The following is a 17936-nucleotide window of genomic DNA, read 5'->3' on the forward strand; positions in this document are numbered from 1 at the left end:
CGTGTCCCACGGCCGGCGGCAATGCGCCTAAAGCCGGATGACGCTGCGTCGTTACGTCATCCGTCGGTTAACTTTTGGGCAAAATGCGTTGAGGCGCTATTTGAGCGCGTCCGACGTCAGCTTGAATTTCTGGATGCGCTTTCCGGTATCGACCTCGGCGGTATAGACGTTACCCTTGGCGTCGATCGCCATGGCGTGCACCCAGTGGAATTGACCGGCATTGCGGCCGTTGCGCCCGAAGCTGCCGACCACGCTGCCGTCGTCGCGCCTGATCACCCTGATCTCGTTGTTCTCGCCGTCGGCGCTGAGCAGCCAGGTCTGCTTTGGATCGGGCCAGATCGCGATGTCCCACACCGCGCCGTTGCCGAGCGTGTTCTTCTCGAAGAAGAACTCCTTCACGAAGGTGCCGTCCTTCCTGAATACCTGGATGCGGTTGTTGATGCGGTCGCAGACATAGACGAGCCCGTCATTGGCGAGCTTCACGCAATGGACGGGATTTCCGAATTGCTGCGCAACCGGCGCCTTGGGGTCGTAGGGACCTTGCTTGTCGTCGTTGGGCTTGTTGCCGTAGGCGCCCCAGTGCCGCTTGTAGGCGAGCGTCGTCGCGTCGAAGACGATGACGCGGCGGTTGCCATAGCCGTCGGCGACGTAGATCTCGTTCGCCGCCTTGTCGATCGCGGTCTCCGCGGGCTTGCCGAGTTGCGTCGTGTCGTTGCTGCCGAGGCTCGGCGCGATCTTGCCGATCTGGGCGACGAACTTGCCGTCGAGCGTGAACTTCAAAATGGCGTTGTCATTGTCGGCGTTGCCGCCGACCTAGACGAAGCCGCGCTCGTCGACCTCGATGCCGTGCTCGCGGCCGACCCATTCGTAGCCTTCGCCCAAGCCGCCCCAGGACCGCAGCAGGTTGCCGTCGGTGTCGAATTCGAGCACGGGCGGCGCCGAGACGCAGCATTTCGAGCGCGGCGGATTGAGGCTTGCGCCTTTCTCGTCATCGGTGAGCGAGCGCGGGCGATGGATCACCCAGATATGGCCCTGCCAGTCGACCGTGATGCCGCCGACCTGGCCGAGGATCCAGTTGTTCGGCAGCGGCTTTGGCCAGGCGGGATCGACGGCGAAGGTCGGGACATCGCCGGCGGTCGCAACGCCCGGAAGCGCAAATGTGAGTGCCGCGATCAGGATGGAGAAGGCGTGAGAGACGCGTGCGAGCGCACGGTCAACGCGTCCGCGATCATGCGATGGTGCCATCGCAACCTCCCTTTTTTTGGCCTGCGGCTTGCTGCCGCTTGAGCACGGGCAGTCAATCGCGGGGAGGAGACCAAGTCAATTGGCCAAGCCAATCAGGTCAATCAGGCCGGCGGGCGGAAGCTCATCAAGGTTCGCGTCTTGTAGTCGTAGAACTTGCCGGTCTCGGTCCAATCAGGCGCGCACATCGGCACGATGAATTCGGCGACCTGCTCGGCGGTGTCGAGCGTCGCGGGATCCTCGCCCGGCATCAAGGTGGCGCGCATGCGGGTGCGGACCGGGCCGGGGTTGAACAGGTTGACACGAAGAGGCGTGTTCGCGGTCTCCTGCGCCCAGGCGCGCGCCAGCGTTTCCAGCGCGGCCTTGGAGGCGGCGTAGGGGCTGACATAGGCGGTCGCCTTGTTGGCGGCGCCCGAGGTGATGAACACGGCGCGGCCGGCATCGGACTGCTTCAGCAGCGGCTCCATGCAGCGGATGAGCTGGAAGTTGGCGGAGACGTTGACGGCCATGACGTCGTTGAAGGCCTTCAGCTCGATATGGCCAATTGGCGAGGAGGGGCCGAGCACGCCGGCATTGCCGACGAGGATGTCGAGCTTGCCGTAGCGCTCGTGCAGGCCTGCGCCCAGCCGCGCGATGCCGTCGGAATCGGTGAGGTTGAGCGGTACCAGCGTGGCGCTGCCGCCCTCTTTCCGGATCTCGTCGTCGAGCTCTTCCAGCCCGCCCTGCGTGCGCGCCACCGCGACGATGTGTGCGCCGGCCTTCGCCAGCGCCTTGGCCGTGGCGAAGCCGATGCCGCGTGAGGCGCCGGTGACGAGAGCGATGCGGTCGGCGAGGGGATTTGTCATGGCGGGGTTTTACAGCCGTGGATGGCCGGGACAAGCCCCCCGCATCCCCGTCATTCCGGGGCGCGCGTAGCGCGAACCCGGAATCTCGAGATCCCGGGTTCGGTCCTTACGGACCGTCCCGGGATGACGGCTTCGCCGTCAGCTCGCCTCCGCCAGCAGCGACAATTGCCGGGGCTGCTGCTCGGTCTGGGTCTGGTCGGTGAGGTGGGTCGGATACGCCCCGGTGAAGCAGTGATCCGAGAACTTCGGATTGGCAGGGTCGCGGCCGGGCTCGCCCATGGCGCGGTACATGCCGTCGATCGACAGGAAGGCGAGCGAGTCGGCGCCAATGATCTCGCGCATTTCCTCCAGCGAATGCGTTGCGGCCAGCAGGCCGCCGCGGTCCGGCAGGTCGATGCCGTAATAATCGGGATAGAGGATCGGCGGCGAGGCGAGGCGGAAATGCACTTCCTTCGCGCCTGCATCGCGCATCATGCGCACGATCTTCTTCGAGGTGGTGCCGCGCACCAGCGAGTCGTCGATCAGGATGATGCGCTTGCCTTCGATCGCGGCGCGGTTGGCCGAATGCTTCATGCGCACGCCGGATTCGCGGATTGCCTGCGTCGGCTGGATGAAGGTGCGGCCGACATAGTGGTTGCGGATGATGCCGAGCTCGAACGGCACGCCGGAATGCTGGCTGTAGCCGACAGCGGCGGGCACGCCGGAATCCGGCACCGGCACGACGACGTCGATCGGCACGTGGCTCTCGCGCGCGAGCTGCGCACCAAAGGCCTTGCGCACCTCGTAGACCGAGCGGCCGTGGACGATGGAATCCGGACGGGAGAAATAGATGTATTCGAAGATGCAGGGACGCGGCGCCATCGGCGGGAACGGCTTGTGGATGTCCTGGCCGTTCTCGTCGAACACGATGACTTCGCCCGGCTCGATGTCGCGGATGAAGCGCGCGCCGATGATGTCGAGCGCGCAGGTCTCCGACGTCAGGATCGGGCAGCCATCGAGCTCACCGAGCACCAGGGGGCGGATGCCGCGCGGGTCGCGCGCGCCGACCAGCTTCTTGTTGGTCAGCGAGACCAGCGCATAGGCGCCCTCGATCTCGCGCAGCGCGTCGATATAGCGCTCGATGAAGCGGCTGCGCCGGGAGCGCGCGACGAGGTGCAGGATCACCTCGGTGTCGGTGGTCGACTGCATCATCGCGCCGTTCCTCACGAGCTCGCGGCGCAGCGTCAGGCCGTTGGTGAGGTTGCCGTTATGGGCGACCGCAAGGCCGCCGGCGTTGAGTTCGGCGAACAGCGGCTGCACGTTGCGCAGGATGGTCGCGCCGGTGGTGGAGTAGCGGACATGGCCGACCGCCATGTTGCCGGGCAGGCGGTCGATCACCTCGCGGCGGGAGAAAGTGTCGCCGACGAGGCCGAGGCGGCGTTCGCTGTGAAAGCGGCTGCCGTCATAGGAGACGATGCCGGCTGCTTCCTGGCCGCGGTGCTGAAGGGCGTGGAGGCCGAGGGCGGTGATGGCGGCGGCGTCGGGGTGGCCGTAGATGCCGAATACGCCGCATTCCTCGCGGAGCGTATCCCCCTCCAGATCGTCCTGAAGCTCTAGCGCGGCCGGGCTCAAACCGGCTTTTGGATCGAGATCAAGTTGGGCGTCCTGGTCAGGGTGTCGCATCTCGTCCGCGCCTCTCTTTAGGGCCTAATCAACGCGCCGCAGGTTTCTCGATCAGCTTTTTCAGGCTGTCACGAGCAGGTTTACTGTATCCGTCGCCACTGCCCGAAGGCTGCTGCTCGGAATCAGCTTGATCATCATCTGGTTTGTTTTTCTTGAATCTCTTCAAGATGGTGTTCTCGGGGTCGTCCGGCAAGAGCGCCATCAGCCAATCGCCGGTTCCCTGGAGCACCACGCGGGATTTCGCCCCCGTAACCCAGTCCGGGCGCTGCTTGTCCGGCACCAGCCAGGTGAAGAACAGGAAGGCGACCACGACGATCAAAAGGCCGCGAGCCAGCCCGAACAGGAAGCCGAGGGTGCGGTCCAGCGCGCCGATCCGCGAATCCAGGATCATGTCGGAGATCCGGACGGTGATCACGGAGACCACGACCAGGGTACCGACGAACACGCCGGCGACCACGACCACACTCGCGACCGTGTCGTTGTTGAAATAGGTCTTTGCGGTCGGCAGCAGCTTGGAGAAGGAGTACAGCGTCATGATCGCGGCCGCGCCCCAGGCTGCGATCGACAGGATTTCGCGCATGAAGCCGCGGACCATTGCAAGCAGGCCCGAGATCAGCATCACACCGAGCAGGATCAGGTCGAGGAGTGTTACTGGCATCGGCTGGTCTGGTCCGCTCGTACTCTCAAAGGTGCTCAGCGAATCGGTGTTTGGCCGCTGCCCTAAAAGAGGGGCAGACGGCGTTCCCGGCAAGGCCGCAACCACGCAATCCCATGCTGCTTTTGTGACGGCTGTATAGCGGCGGGGGCCGGGGACGTCACCTCCGGCTACCCCTCTCCGCGGCGGAATCTTGCCGGTGTGGCATTTTTCTCTGCCGATCCGCCGGATTCGCCCCGGCGGGAGCCGCGGGCGGCGATCTCGGCCACCAAAGTCGTCAGGCTGTTCACCGCGTTGAGCGACAGTCCGGCGTCGCCGCCGGCTTCGCCCCGGGCCGATTCGGGCAGCACGGCGCGCTGGAAGCCGAGTTTTGCCGCTTCCTTCAGCCGGGCCGGGGTCTGCGCCACCGGACGGACCACGCCTGAGAGCGAAATCTCGCCGAAATAGACTGCATCCGTGGGTAACTGCGCATTAACCAGGGACGAAACCAGTGCCGCCGCCGCGGCGAGGTCGGCCGCCGGCTCGTGGATGCGCAAGCCGCCGGCGACGTTCAGATAGACGTCATGGCCGGACAGCTTGACCCCGCAATGGGCTTCCAGCACCGCCAGCACCATCGAGAGGCGGCTCGGGTCCCAGCCGACCACGGCCCGGCGCGGGGTGCCGAGCGAGGTTGGTGCGACCAGTGCCTGCAATTCGACCAGGACCGGCCTCGTGCCCTCGATGCCCGCAAACACGGCGGTGCCCGGCGTGCCGAGATCGCGCTCCGACAGGAACAGTTCGGAGGGGTTGGTGACCTCGCGCAGACCAAGGCCGGTCATCTCGAACACGCCGATCTCGTCGGTTGGCCCGAAGCGGTTCTTGACGGCGCGCAGGATGCGGAATTGCTGCGAGCCTTCGCCCTCGAACGACATCACGGCATCGACCATGTGCTCGACCACGCGGGGGCCTGCGATCTGGCCGTCCTTGGTGACGTGGCCGACCAGGATGATGGCGGCGCCGGTTTTCTTGGCGAAACGGATCAACGCCTGCGCCGAAGCGCGCACCTGCGTGACGGTGCCGGGCGCGGATTCCACGGTGTCGGTCCACATGGTCTGGATCGAGTCGATCACGATCAGGCGGGGAACCGCGCCCTCCGACAGCGTCGAGACGATGTCCTCGACCGAGGTCTCGGCCGCAAGCTGCACCGGCGCGTCCGACAGGCCGAGCCGCTCGGCACGCAGCCGCACCTGGGCGATGGCTTCTTCGCCGGAGATGTAGACGATCCGATGCCCGGCGCGCGCCATCAGACTGGTCGCCTGCGTCAGCAGCGTCGACTTGCCGATGCCGGGATCACCGCCGACGAGGAGCACCGAGCCGCGGACGAAGCCGCCGCCGGTGACGCGGTCGAGCTCGGTCATCCGCGAGGACAGGCGCGGCGCGTCCGGGCTCTTGCCGGCAAGGCTCTCCAGCGCAAAGGTCCGGCCCTTGCGCTTGGAACGGATCGAGACCGGGACGCTGCCGCTCGTGTCCTCCTCGGCGAGCGTATTCCACTCGCCGCAGGACTCGCACTTGCCCTGCCAGCGGTTATAGGCCGCGCCGCAGTTCTGGCAGACGAAGGAAAGCGTGTTCTTGGCCATGGGGACAGTTGAGTCGGGGGTCTTGATGTCAGCTGATAGCACGGAATGGCGGGCCGCGAGGCCGATCGCCCGCGCGCCCAATATCGCAATTCAACGCAACCAGTACACCCTTTGTTAGTTCTAGGCCCCAGCGCCGCACCGGGCTTTGCCAAATGTTAGCGGACGACGGTCCAGTTTCGGAACCAGTACGGGGTGACGAGACCAATGACGATATTTTTGCGGATATTGCTCGCCGTGGGCATGGCCTGCGGCGTTCTGGCGCCTGCCGGCCGTGTCGTCGCGGCTGACGCCAAATCCCTCAACATCGTCTTCGTGAATCCCGGCAAGACCGGCGAGGTCTATTGGGACATGGTCGCGCAGACCATGCAGGCCGCGGGCCGCAAGCTTGATGCGCATGTCGAGGTGCTGACCAGCGAGCGCAACTACCGCACCATGCAGGAGCTGGGGTTCGGCGTGGTGGCACGTCCCGACAAGCCCGACTTCCTCATTCTCTCGAACGAGGAATCCGCCGCCGTTCCGATCCTGGAGGCGGCCGAGGCCGCGGGCGTCAAGACGCTGCTGCTCTCGAACACGCTGATCGGCGAGGATGCGGCGCGGCTCGGACCGCCGCGCCGGACGCTCAAGACCTGGCTCGGCGACATCACGACCGATCTTCAGACCGCGGGCGCGCGGATGGCGAATGCGCTGATCAGCGCGGCGCGTGCCGAGAAATGGCAGAGCCCGGACGGCAAGATCCACATTCTCGGCATCGGCGGCGACGAGATCACGCCCGCCTCGATCGCGCGCAACGCCGGGCTCCAGCTTGCGGTGGCGGCCGCGCCCGACGTGGTGGTGGACCGGATGCTGTTCGCCAACTGGACGCAGTCGGAGGCCGAGCAGGTCACGGCGAATTATCTGAGCTGGGCCGCGCGCAAGGAGATACGGCCCGCCGGCATCTGGGCCGGAAACGATCCGATGGCGCTCGGCGCGCTTCGCGCGGCGACCGCTGCCGGCCTCATGCCCGGTCGGAATATTCAGGTGGTCGGCCTCAACTGGTCGGAGGATGCACTGCGCGAGATCAGGGCCGGCCGTCTGCTCCTGACCGACGGGGGGCACTTCCTGCTCGGCGGCTGGTCGATCATCCTGCTCCGCGACTACGCCGATGGCTGCGATTTCGCGGCCACATCGCCCCGCGTCGAGGCCAAGACATCCGCGATCACCCGCGACAATCTCGCTGCGGTCGGAGACCTCATCAAGACGCGCGCCTTCGATCGGATCGATTTCGCGCGTTTCAGGGCGAGGGCGGGGCGCTGCGGCCAGTACGATTTCTCCGTCGATGCGCTGATTTCTTCGCTGACGCTGCCGGAAGGCACCGCTGACTGATGCGAAACGGTGACGACATGACCGATCCGGATCGCAAGCAGCAGGCGGCGGCGCCGTCGCGCTCGCGCTCGGTGGTCCGCGCGATGATCTGGGCCACCGTGCCGGTGCTGCTGGTGGTGCAGTTGCTCGCCTCCGCCGGCGTCGAGGCATCCAGCTTCTGGTCGCAGATCAGGCAGCTCGACGCGCGCATTGCCCGCACGGCCGAGAGCCGCGCCGAGCTGATCGCCGAGCCGCTCTGGAAGATGCGTTACGACCAGGTCACGAACGTGCTCAATGAGATCATGCACGACGAGACCATCGCTGCGGCGGCCGTCTATGACGACACCGGCGTTGCGATCGCCCGCGTGGTGGCGCGCCCCTCCGGGCAGGGTGTCGCGGAGGTGTCGCGTCCGATCAACTACAGCAACGGCAACATGGCCGTGCAGGCCGGCCGCATCGCGATCGCCTATTCCTACGCGACAGTCTACGCCGACACGGGCAGCCGTCTGATGCGGCTGCTGATCGTCGGCCTGCTCGCAACGCTTGCGACCGTGGTCGCAATGCGGATATCGGCGAACATCTTCATCGGCAAGCCGCTTGACGCAATCATGTCTGCGATCCAGCGCAGCAAGCGGGATGGTCGCGCCTATCCGGCGGACATCACATCGTCGAACGAATTCGGCCAGCTCGCGCACGCCTTCAACGCGATGCAGCACACGACGTCAGGTGCGCTCGACCGGCTCGGGCACATGGCGTCGCACGACCCGCTTACGAGCCTGCCCAATCGGCGCTCGCTGTCCGAGCGCCTGGTGACCTTGAGCGGCGATGCAGGCTCGCCGGATTCCCTGATCGCCTTCTGCTTCATCGATCTGGACGACTTCAAGGGCATCAACGACACTTTCGGTCATGATGCCGGCGACAAGTTCCTGGTCCACATTTCCGGGCGTCTCCGCGAGGCGGTCGAGCCGCAGGATTGGGTGGCGCGGCTCGGCGGCGACGAATTCGTCGTGATCCGCCCCGAAGTCAGCAACGAAGCGACCGCGCAGGCCTTCGCGCGCCATCTGCTGGCCGCGATTTCCGAGCCGATCCGGCTGCACGACAAGCAGGTCGTGCCGCGGGCCAGCATCGGTCTTGCCGTGCGCCGCGCCGGCGATCCCGAGCTATCGCACCTGCCGGCGCTCGCCGACATCGCGCTCTACCATGCCAAGACCAAGGCGCCCGGCACCGTCGCGGTGCTGAACGAGGCGCTCCAGCGCGACTACCGCCGTCGTAGGGAGCTCGAGCTTGCCATTCCCACAGGCTTTGCCGAGGGCCAGTTCGAGGTCTGGTATCAAAGCCAGGTCGACCTCGACAGCCAGGGCGTCGTCGGCCTGGAGGCGCTCATTCGTTGGCGCCACCCTGAATATGGCGTGATCGGTCCCGGCGAATTCCTGTCACTGATCGAGCGCAGCGGCAACAATGCACGGCTGACGCGCTATGTGCTGACCGATGCCTGCCGCGCGCTGCGACATCTGGCTGCCGCCGGCAGGCCGGATATCCGGATCGCGATCAACCTGCCGCCGTCCGAGCTCGCCGACCATTCGCTTGCCGCCGAGCTGCGCGAGACCTGCCAGCGCTTCGGCGTCGCGGCATCGTCGCTCGAGCTTGAGATCACCGAGGGTTCGCTGATCAACAACATCGCCAGCGCGTCCGAGACGTTGCACCGCCTGCGGCGCCTCGGCGCCACCATCGCGCTCGACGATTTCGGCACGGGCTACAGCTCGCTCGCCCATCTCAGGCGTTTCCCACTCGACAAGGTCAAGATCGACAAGGCCTTCATCAGCGAGATTCCGGACAGCGCGGAAGACAAGGCGATCGTTGGCGTCATCGCCTCGCTCGCCGGCACGCTGGGGCTGACGCTTGTCGCGGAAGGTATCGAGCGGCCCGAGCAAGCTGACGCCATGCGCGAGATGGGTGTGATGCTCGGGCAGGGTTATCACTATCATCGGCCGCAGCCGCTCGACGCCGTGCTGCAATGGCTCGAGGGACAGGCGGCTGGGAGCCGCGTCGTCACCGACAGCCCGTCGATCGCGCCCGAATTTGCCGCCTGAGCGCTGTGCGGCTACGGCTGTGTCGCGTTCCAGAACATCGAGAGCCCGGCCGCGATCATGATCGCGTCCATCAGCAGGCGGAACATCTCGGGCTTCAGATGCAGCACGAAACGCTTTGCGATGAAGGCGCCGGCCATCAATGACGATCCTGCGATCAGACCTTTGATGAACACATCGCTCGTCAGTGCGCCGAAGCGCTCGAAGGTCACGGACTTCGCGAAGTAGAGGCCGAGCGAGGCGGCCGCCTCGGTGGCGAGAAAGGCACCCTTGGACAGGCCGTAGAACAGGAACAGCGGCACGCTGAGCGGCCCGGTCGAGACCACGATGCCGGTGAGATAGCCGATGACGGCGCCGCCGATCGCAAGATGCCAGAGATTGGCCTTGAGGTCGTGCCGCGCCAGCCAGTGCCGGACCGGCACCATCGCGATCAGGAAGATGCCGATGGCAAGATCGACGGTGTGGGAGGGGAGCGCGAGCAGCGTGCGCGCGCCAAGCGCTGCGGCCGGAACACCCGTCACCGAATAGGCCGCGCAGGCCCGCCAGTCGACCTCGCGCCACCAGGCCAGGATCCGCGAGAAATTCGCCATGACGGAGGCGACCGCCATGATCGGCACGGCTTCCTTCGGCCCATAGGCGTAGACCAGCACCGGCATCAGCATGATCGACGAGCCGGTGCCGACGATGCCTGAGATGGTGCCGGCGACGAGGCCGACGGTGAGGACGAAGAGGAAGGCCAAGGGCGGGGCTCCGGGAATCGGACGAATGTAGCCCGTGGCCGGCAACCGTGCCCAGCCGCATCGACATCGCCTCTTGGTTAATCGGCGGTGTCGCAGGAACCGCCAATCCGACCCGCTCGGCGGCCTGGTCCTTAGAATTTGAAGCGTATTGATCGGAGCGCTCGCCTAGAGAATTTGAGGTCCGCGATGCCCGATCACCATTCCTTCTCCGCGCTCGACCGCCATGCCGTGCTCAGCGGGTCCGACAATGGTTTTCCCTGGTACGCCGGCGCGATGCTCGCGGTCGAAGCGAGTGAAGTGGTGCGGCTGCGCTGCGAAAAGCTCAGCCATGGCGATGAGGCCGCCGGGCAGGAGGCCGTGCTGATGGTGAGCGAGAAGATCGCTGCAGCCTTCGAGGCCGCCGCGGGCCTGCTTGCGGGGGCAACGCCGGCCGCCATCGTCCGGCGCTATCGTGAGCATGTGGCCGCGAATGCCAGGCGCCTCTCCGTGAACGAGACTCCATGAGGGAATTGCGCTGCTGACAGCATGTTGGCAGCAGGGGCCGGCTACGACCATCTCCTGACAAAACGGAGAGGTGGTCATGTCGATCGAGGCAAGCTGTCATTGCGGTGAAACGGTGTTCGAGGTGACGGAGGCGCCCTCCAGCGTGACGCGCTGCACCTGTTCGCTCTGCGCCAAGCGCGGCGCGTTGTGGGCCTATTACAAGCCGGCGCAGTTTCGTCTGCTGTCGCCGCCGGAAAACGTGACGACCTATCTCTGGGGCAGCCGCACCGTCAAACACCATTTCTGTGCGAGCTGCGGCTGCGGCACCTATTCGGAGTCGCCGGACTGGTCGACCGGCAAGCCTGACTTCGACAACCCCAAGGTCGCGGTGAACGCGCGCCTATTCGACGATTTCGACCTCGACGCGGTACCGGTGAACATGATCGACGGCAGGAATTTGTGGTGAGGATGCCGCCTCCCGTCCTCTTGAGGCTGGCGGAGAAAGCTGATCTGTTTCCGGCCTCGGTGAGAAGAAAAGGCGAGGAAACCCATGATGCGTCTTTTGACGCGAGCGATGCTCGCAATGTGTCTGGGAGTTGTAATCTGCTTCAACGCGGCGCAGGCGCAGACCAGGCCGAAGGTCACGACGCTCGGACCTGACTTCCCCAAGGCGGCGCTGTTCGTCGGGAACAGCTTCTTCTATTACAACAACGGCATGCCCTGGCATCTCTCCTTCATGGAGCGGGCTGGGGATGCGGCCAACAAGGCGGCGTATCGCAACACCATGGTCACGATCGGCGGCTCCGGCCTCGACTGGCACGACATGGACAATCTGCTGCGGCCGGGCGGCATCGGCGCCTACTCCTTCGACGAGCAGAACGTCGTGGTCTTCAACAAGCCCGGCAGGCAGTTCGAAGCGGTTGTGATGATGGATTGCAGTCAGTGCCCGATCCATCCGCAATTGAAAGACGCCTTCGTCGCCTTCGCCAAGAAGGACAGCGAGATCGTCCGCGCCCACGACATGCGGCCGGTGCTGTTCATGTCCTGGGCCTACGCCGACAAGCCGGAGATGACGGAAGGACTGGCCGAGGCCTATACGCTCGCCGGCAATGCCAATGATGCGCTCGTCATTCCCGCGGGTCTTGCGTTTGCGCGCGTCCGCAAGCTTCAGCCCGAGCTCAATCTCTATGCGCCGGACAGGCGGCATCCGAGTCCGGCCGGCACGTATCTGGCGGCCTGCACGACGCTCGCCGCGCTGACAGGTCGCACGCCGGTCGGCAATTCCTACACGATGGGGCTGGATCCGGAGACGGCGCAACTGCTGCAAAAGGCGGCATGGGACACGGTGCAGGAGTATTACGGGCGCTGATCTAGCGCAGGACGATCCAGGCCGGCGCGTGATCGCTTGCGCCGTCCTCGCCGCGCACCTTCTTGTCGACGCCGGCCTTGGCCAGGCGTGAAATAAGGGCAGGGCTGAGCAGCAGATGATCGAGCCGCAGGCCCGCATCGCGCGGCCAGCGGTTCCGCTTATAGTCCCAGAAAGTGTAGATGCGCTTGTCCGGATGAAGCTCGCGGATCGCGTCGCCCCAGCCTTGCGCGACCAGCGAGGCAAATGCCGCGCGGCTCTTCGGCTGGATCAGCGCATCCTTGTCCCAGGACCTCGTCGGATAAATGTCGATCGCCGTCGGCGCCACGTTGTAGTCGCCGGCGAGCACCACGGGCAGATCCTGCTTGATGAAGGTCTTGGCGTGGCGCTTCAGGCGCGCGAACCAGTCGAGCTTGTAGTCGAATTTCGGCCCCGGCTGGGGGTTGCCGTTGGGCAGGTAGATGCTGGTGACGATGATGCCGCGCACGGCGGCCTCGATGTAGCGCGCCTCGTGATCGTCGCTGCCGCCGGGCAGGCGGTCGCGGGTGAGAATGGGCTCGGCATCGCGGGCGAGGATGGCAACGCCGTTCCAGGTTTTTTGTCCACGCCATACTGCGCCATAGCCGGCCTTTTCGATGGCTGCCGCCGGAAATTCGCCATCACTTGCCTTCAATTCCTGGAGCGCGACGACATCTGGCTTTGCCGCGCGCATCCATGCCAGCAGATTGGGCAGGCGGCGGTTGATGTTGTTGATGTTGAATGTCGCGATCTTCATGTAGAGCTAGCGGCTCCTGCCTTCCGTCACCGGAGATACAATGTCCAAGTTGAACTTTGCTGCTCTCGTCGTCGTGGCCGCGATCTCCGGAGCGGCTTCGGCACAATCGTCCGATCCACGCGGCGCGTGCAAGGCGGATTACGACAAGTTCTGTGCCGGCATTGCGCCGGGCGGCGGCATCGTCGCCTGCCTCAACGGCAAGCGCGACCAGCTCAGCGCGACCTGCAAGGCGGCGCTGGACAACAGGAAGAAGAAGTAGGCGGCTGACGGCTCAGCTCGGCAGCGGCGGCGGGCTCGCCGGCTGCTCGACCGGCGGCGGAGAGGACGGCTGCTCGGCTGCCGGCTTTGCCAGCGGCTCCACCACATTGCCGCCCTTGTAGACGCGGGCATAGCGGTGGCCGAGGCTGGTCAGCACCTCATAGCCGATCGTGCCAAAATGATGCGCGAGCTCGTCGACGGTGATGCCTTCGCCGATCAGCGTCACCAGGTGGCCGCGCCGTACCGCGTTCGGCGGCAGATCAGTGATGTCGATCGCGATCAGGTCCATGGAGACGCGGCCTGCCACCGGGCAGCGTTTGCCGGCAACGATCACCTCTGCGCCGCGCGTGCCGTCGTTTGAACTGGCGGCGCGGAAATAGCCGTCGGCATAGCCGACCGCGATGATTGCAAGCTTGGTCGGCCGGCGCGCGGTCCAGGTGCCGCCATAGCCGACGCTCTCGCCGCGCTCGACATTGCGGATCTGCACGATGCGCGCCTTGAGGTCGACCACCGGCTGCATCGGATTATCGGCCTCCGGCGTCGGGTTGACGCCGTAGAGCGCGGCGCCCGGCCGCACCAGGTCGAACTGGAACGGCGCCCCGAGGAAGATTCCGGACGAATTGGCGAGCGCCGCCGGCACGCCGGAGAATTCGCTGGCGATGCCGCGGAAGGAAGCGAGCTGTTTGGCATTGACCGGGCTGTTGAGCTGCTCGGCCGAGACCAGATGGCTCATCACCAGCGTAATGCCATGGTCGCCGGCATTGATGCGGGGAATGATGGCCTGTGCTTCCGATAACGTCAGCCCGAGCCGGTTCATGCCGGTGTCGATGTGAACAGCGGCGCCTCCGTTCCAGCCGGTGCGGCGGCAGAACACGTCCCATTCGGCGAGCTCGTTGAGATCGCCGATCACCGGACGGCAATTGATCTGGGCGTAGTGCTCGCCGGTATTCTGGAAATAGCCGCCGAGCACGTAGATGGTCGGCTCCGGTACGGCGGCGCGCACCTTGCGCGCCTCCTCGATGGTGGCGACGAAGAAGGTCTTGCAGCCGGCCTTGTGGAGGGCACGCGCGACCTGCGCGGCGCCGCAGCCATAGGCATCGGCCTTGATCACCGCCGCGCATTCGGCCGGCACCGCCGTCTTCTCGAGCTTGCGCCAGTTGGCAATGATGGCGTCGAGGTCGACGGTGAGCACGCCGCCGAAGGCAGCGAGCGCGGCGGCATGGTTGGCCTCCGCTGAGAGAAGGCCGGATTGCGGGTTCATTTTCGGGTCGGACGCCATTGTCATGGCGCCGTTTTACGCAAGAGGCAGGTCTGGTTCAAGGAACTCAGTAGTCGTTGCCGCTGCGAGCCGGCATCTGGCTGTCGGGCGCGAGGTCACCGAACCGCGTGACCGAGGCTTCGAACGCCAGATCGACGGTGCCTGTCGGGCCGTGGCGCTGCTTGCCGATGATGACCTCGGCTTTTCCGTGCGCAAGGCTCATGTCAAGCTGCCACTTCTCGTGTTCAGGCGTGCCCGGGCGGGGCTCCTTCATCGCGAGGTAATATTCCTCGCGATAAACGAACAGCACGACGTCGGCGTCCTGCTCGATCGATCCGGATTCACGCAAGTCGGAGAGCTGCGGCCGCTTGTCGTCGCGGGATTCGACCTGACGCGAGAGCTGCGACAGCGCGATCACAGGGACGTTGAGTTCCTTCGCCAGCGCCTTGAGGCTGGTCGTGATCTCCGTGATTTCCTGCACGCGGCTGTCGCTGGCGCGCTTGCCCGACCCCGAGAGCAGCTGGATGTAGTCGATCACGAGCAGGTCGAGGCCCTTCTGACGCTTCAGGCGGCGCGCGCGCGCCATCAGCTGCGCGATCGACAGGCCACCAGTCGCGTCGACATAGAAAGGAAGCGATTGCAGCTCGATCGAGACCTCCCGGATCTTCTCGAAATCGGCTTCCGAGATGCCGCCGCGGCGGATGTGGGAGGAGGGAACGCCGGTGCGCTCCGCCACGATACGCGTGGCGAGCTGGTCGGCCGACATTTCGCAGGAGAAGAAGCCGATTACGCCGCCATTGGCGGCCTTCGTGGTGCCGTCGGCCTGGAGTTCCGGAACGTAGGCGCGTGCAACATTGTAGGCGATGTTGGTCGCCAGTGACGTCTTGCCCATGCCGGGACGTCCCGCGACGATGATGAGATCGGAGTGCTGCAGGCCGCCCATCTTGGTGTCGAGGTCGCGCATACCCGTCGAGATGCCCGACAGCTTTCCGTCGCGCTGGAACGCCTTTGCCGCGAGATCGACCGCGACCGCCAACGCCTGCGAGAATTTCTGGAAGCCGCCGTCATAGCGGCCGGACTCGGCGAGTTCGTACAGCTTTCGCTCGGCGTCCTCGATCTGCGCGCGCGGCTGGAAATCGACCGGAGCGTCATAGGCGACATTGACCATGTCCTCGCCGATGCCGATCAGGTCGCGCCTGAGCGACAGGTCGTAGACGGTGCGGCCGTAGTCCTGGGCGTTGATGATGGTGGTCGCTTCGGCAGCGAGGCGCGCCAGATATTGCCCGATGGTCATGCCCCCGACGTCGGTATCGGCGGGCAGGAACGTCTTCAGCGTGACGGGCGTGGCGATCTTGCCCATCCGGATCAGGCTGCCGGCGGTGTCGAAGATGGTCTGGTGCAGCGGCTCGAAGAAATGCTTCGCCTCCAGGAAGTCGGAGACGCGGTAGAAGGCATCGTTGTTGACCAGGATGGCGCCCAGAAGGCTCTGTTCCGCCTCGATATTGTGCGGCGCGCTCCGATAGGTCGGAGTTCCTGCGTCAGGCGCGAGTTTGAGAACGTTCGAATCAGTCAGGGCCATGGTCGGACGTGCTTAGCAATTTTCTTGGGCGGATGCGGGGCCGGGATAAAGCGCCGCCTGCGCCCAAAGCGGAAGCAAAAGCTGACCGCTATCAACCGCTCAGTTAAAATGGTGGATGATTAGCAGCCGCAGCATGCGCCGCGCTTGACGGATTTTTGCGGAACTCCCCCCGGCCTGGAAGCGGCCGCGACTGTGCCGCGGAAAAATACTGAAACAGTGAACCTAATGGATTGGGGTGCAGACGTATGAAGAGCGCGCGAAATGACGCGCGCTGGCCGCTTTCGGCTCGGGCTCAGACCAGCAGGAGGTAGACCAGTGCAACCAGGGCCGCCCCGACGCCGGTAGCGATCAGGGCGTAATCGGTGCGGAGGTCGTCCTGCACGTCGAATGAGGTTTGGGTCTCTTTGCTCATGGCGACGGTCTAAGCCAGGCCCGACCAGACTTATGTGAAGCAGATCACATCTCCCCGGATTCTTTCGGGGGTAGAGCCGGAACGGACGGGCGGACAGGGGATTGTCCCCGGTAACCCGCCATCAGGGGGACGAGGCAAGCGATGCGGCCAGAACGGCAGCACGGGATATGGCGAAGCGAGGCAGGCAGCCGGCTCTGGCTGTCCGGGCTGATCGCGGCCATGCAGCATGCCGAGCGCCCCGAAGTCCGCCGCCAGCCGGTCGCGCCCGAGATCCTGGCGGAACTGCGGGCGCAGTTGGCGTTAACGGCGTCTTTCCGCTCTTCTCCGATTTCAACCTCGCGCCACTAGCCTCTATTCACCGGCCAGCTTCAGCCGTGGCTTGGCGCCGCCTTCGATGGCCCGGAGGCGGGCTTCTTCGTGCGCGACGTAGTCACGGGTGATTGGCACCACGCCCTGACGCTTGGTGAGCTGGATCTGGAAGTTCATCATGTGCTGCTTGCGGAACGTCATCTCGCTGGCCGCCAGATAAAATTCCCACATCAGGGCGAAGCGCTCGTCGTAAAGCTGCACGGCCTCCTCGCGCCGCGCCATGAAGCGCTCCCGCCAGGCCTTCAGCGTCTCGGCGTAATGCAGCCGCAGGATCTCGATGTCGCAGACCAGGAGACCAGCACGCTCGATCGCCGGCAGCACTTCGGACAGAGCGGGGATGTAACCGCCCGGGAAGATGTACTTGGCGATCCAGGGATTGGTCGAATCCGGGCCCTGCGAACGGCCGATCGAGTGCAGCATCATGACGCCGTCCTCGTTCAGGAGTTCGGCGCAGCGCTGGAAGTAGGCGTCGTAGAACCTGACGCCGACATGCTCCAACATGCCGACCGAGACGATCCGGTCGAACGGCCCGTCAATGTCGCGATAGTCCTGGAGCAGGAATTTGGCCGATCGGGTCAGGCCCTTTTCGGCCGCGCGCGCATTGGCGATCTGCAACTGCTCTGACGACAGCGTGATGCCGGTGACGTCGGCGCCTGCGGTCTCGGCGAGATAGAGCCCGAGGCCGCCCCAGCCCGAGCCGATGTCGAGCACGCGCTCGCCGCCCTTGACGCGAAGCTTTGCGGCGATGTGGCGCTTCTTGGCGAGCTGCGCGTCGTCGAGGGTGCTCTCCGGCGTCTCGAAATAGGCGCAGCTATATTGCTTGTCGGCGTCGAGGAAGAGCGAATAGAGCCGGGCGTCGAGATCGTAGTGATGCGCGACATTGCGACGCGAGCGCGCGCGCGGATTGAACTGCTTCAGATGCCGCGTCAGATAGCGCAGGTGCCACCAGGGTTTTGCCCACTGCGGCAACAGGTCGGGTTGATCGAGCAGGATCGCGAGGGCATCAGCTATGGTGCCGCGCTCGACGACGAACTCGCCGTCCATATAGGCCTCGCCAAGCCCGAGCTCGGGATTGATGAGGATCTTTCGTTCCGCGTCCGCAGTCACGAAACGGACTGCGATCGGTTCGCCTGAGCCGTCGCCGACGGTGAACTTCGACCCCTTCGCCGTGGTCACCGTCATCGACCCGCGGCGAATGAATTGAGACAGGAATTGACGCAACAAACGGTCCATCGACACCTTCCTCTC

General features: G+C 65.2%; 16 protein-coding genes and 1 pseudogene. 7 read left to right on the forward strand and 10 right to left on the reverse strand.

The window, feature by feature from the left end:
* Nucleotides 1–96: 96 nt before the first annotated feature.
* From ACE10W_RS17605 to radA, 5 genes and pseudogenes are all read right to left on the reverse strand, one after another.
* Nucleotides 97–1245, reverse strand: a pseudogene (locus ACE10W_RS17605) (hypothetical protein).
* A gap of 101 nt (nucleotides 1246–1346) precedes the next feature.
* Entirely contained in the window at nucleotides 1347–2087 is a 741-nt protein-coding gene (locus ACE10W_RS17610; protein ID WP_011086835.1) for an SDR family NAD(P)-dependent oxidoreductase, read from the reverse strand.
* Nucleotides 2088–2225: 138 nt separating this feature from the next.
* Complete coding sequence (gene purF / locus ACE10W_RS17615; RefSeq protein ID WP_011086836.1) at nucleotides 2226–3749, reverse strand: amidophosphoribosyltransferase; 1524 nt, start codon at nucleotides 3747–3749, stop codon at nucleotides 2226–2228.
* A 28-nt stretch (nucleotides 3750–3777) separates the two neighbouring features.
* Complete coding sequence (locus tag ACE10W_RS17620; protein WP_271556816.1) at nucleotides 3778–4407, reverse strand: CvpA family protein; 630 nt, start codon at nucleotides 4405–4407, stop codon at nucleotides 3778–3780.
* Between the two features lie 167 nt (nucleotides 4408–4574).
* A complete protein-coding gene (gene radA / locus ACE10W_RS17625; RefSeq protein ID WP_271556763.1) occupies nucleotides 4575–6020 on the reverse strand; it encodes a DNA repair protein RadA in 1446 nt (481 codons plus the stop codon).
* 204 nt (nucleotides 6021–6224) lie between these two features.
* Here radA and ACE10W_RS17630 point away from each other — a divergent pair, with 204 nt between their 5' ends.
* Together ACE10W_RS17630 and ACE10W_RS17635 are read left to right on the forward strand one after the other, a co-directional pair.
* Nucleotides 6225–7382 carry an ABC transporter substrate-binding protein gene (locus ACE10W_RS17630; RefSeq protein WP_271556765.1) on the forward strand — a complete coding sequence of 386 codons (1158 nt, stop codon included), beginning with the start codon at nucleotides 6225–6227 and terminating at the stop codon, nucleotides 7380–7382.
* On the forward strand, nucleotides 7382–9451 hold the full coding sequence (locus ACE10W_RS17635) for a bifunctional diguanylate cyclase/phosphodiesterase (RefSeq protein ID WP_271556767.1): 2070 nt from the start codon (nucleotides 7382–7384) through the stop codon (nucleotides 9449–9451). Before ACE10W_RS17630 ends, ACE10W_RS17635 begins: the two co-directional genes overlap by 1 nt.
* An 11-nt stretch (nucleotides 9452–9462) precedes the next feature.
* Here ACE10W_RS17635 and ACE10W_RS17640 read toward each other — a convergent pair whose 3' ends face one another.
* Entirely contained in the window at nucleotides 9463–10188 is a 726-nt protein-coding gene (locus ACE10W_RS17640) for a sulfite exporter TauE/SafE family protein (RefSeq protein ID WP_028171067.1), read from the reverse strand.
* Nucleotides 10189–10374: 186 nt separating this feature from the next.
* Between ACE10W_RS17640 and ACE10W_RS17645 the strand changes: the two genes are divergently transcribed.
* The 3 genes from ACE10W_RS17645 to ACE10W_RS17655 all read left to right on the forward strand — a co-directional run bounded on the left by ACE10W_RS17645 (nucleotide 10375) and on the right by ACE10W_RS17655 (nucleotide 12040).
* Nucleotides 10375–10692: a hypothetical protein gene (locus tag ACE10W_RS17645; RefSeq protein WP_271556770.1), complete on the forward strand. Its 318-nt coding sequence runs from the start codon at nucleotides 10375–10377 to the stop codon at nucleotides 10690–10692.
* Nucleotides 10693–10768: 76 nt separating this feature from the next.
* A complete protein-coding gene (locus ACE10W_RS17650; protein ID WP_271556772.1) occupies nucleotides 10769–11137 on the forward strand; it encodes a GFA family protein in 369 nt (122 codons plus the stop codon).
* Nucleotides 11138–11221: 84 nt separating this feature from the next.
* On the forward strand, nucleotides 11222–12040 hold the full coding sequence (locus tag ACE10W_RS17655) for a DUF4886 domain-containing protein (protein WP_271556774.1): 819 nt from the start codon (nucleotides 11222–11224) through the stop codon (nucleotides 12038–12040).
* Nucleotide 12041: 1 nt separating this feature from the next.
* On the opposite strand, the gene ACE10W_RS17660 is transcribed toward ACE10W_RS17655, so the two are convergent.
* On the reverse strand, nucleotides 12042–12812 hold the full coding sequence (locus ACE10W_RS17660) for an exodeoxyribonuclease III (protein WP_011086845.1): 771 nt from the start codon (nucleotides 12810–12812) through the stop codon (nucleotides 12042–12044).
* A 40-nt stretch (nucleotides 12813–12852) separates the two neighbouring features.
* Between ACE10W_RS17660 and ACE10W_RS17665 the strand changes: the two genes are divergently transcribed.
* Nucleotides 12853–13071 (forward strand): hypothetical protein, encoded by a 219-nt coding sequence (locus ACE10W_RS17665; protein ID WP_028171072.1) that lies wholly within the window; start codon nucleotides 12853–12855, stop codon nucleotides 13069–13071.
* A gap of 12 nt (nucleotides 13072–13083) precedes the next feature.
* Here the strand turns inward: ACE10W_RS17665 and alr are convergent, their stop codons facing one another.
* Both alr and ACE10W_RS17675 read right to left on the reverse strand, forming a co-directional pair.
* Nucleotides 13084–14349 carry an alanine racemase gene (gene alr / locus ACE10W_RS17670; RefSeq protein ID WP_271556817.1) on the reverse strand — a complete coding sequence of 422 codons (1266 nt, stop codon included), beginning with the start codon at nucleotides 14347–14349 and terminating at the stop codon, nucleotides 13084–13086.
* A 46-nt stretch (nucleotides 14350–14395) separates the two neighbouring features.
* Nucleotides 14396–15907: a replicative DNA helicase gene (locus ACE10W_RS17675; RefSeq protein ID WP_271556775.1), complete on the reverse strand. Its 1512-nt coding sequence runs from the start codon at nucleotides 15905–15907 to the stop codon at nucleotides 14396–14398.
* A 553-nt stretch (nucleotides 15908–16460) separates the two neighbouring features.
* On the opposite strand from ACE10W_RS17675, the gene ACE10W_RS17680 reads away from it, so the two are divergent.
* Nucleotides 16461–16667 carry a transcriptional regulator gene (locus ACE10W_RS17680; protein ID WP_082756721.1) on the forward strand — a complete coding sequence of 69 codons (207 nt, stop codon included), beginning with the start codon at nucleotides 16461–16463 and terminating at the stop codon, nucleotides 16665–16667.
* A gap of 3 nt (nucleotides 16668–16670) precedes the next feature.
* Here ACE10W_RS17680 and ACE10W_RS17685 read toward each other — a convergent pair whose 3' ends face one another.
* On the reverse strand, nucleotides 16671–17921 hold the full coding sequence (locus ACE10W_RS17685) for a cyclopropane-fatty-acyl-phospholipid synthase family protein (protein WP_271556776.1): 1251 nt from the start codon (nucleotides 17919–17921) through the stop codon (nucleotides 16671–16673).
* Nucleotides 17922–17936 lie beyond the last annotated feature (15 nt).

The sequence above is a fragment of the Bradyrhizobium sp. B025 genome (genome assembly GCF_042257955.1).
In the GTDB taxonomy this organism is placed as follows: domain Bacteria; phylum Pseudomonadota; class Alphaproteobacteria; order Rhizobiales; family Xanthobacteraceae; genus Bradyrhizobium; species Bradyrhizobium diazoefficiens.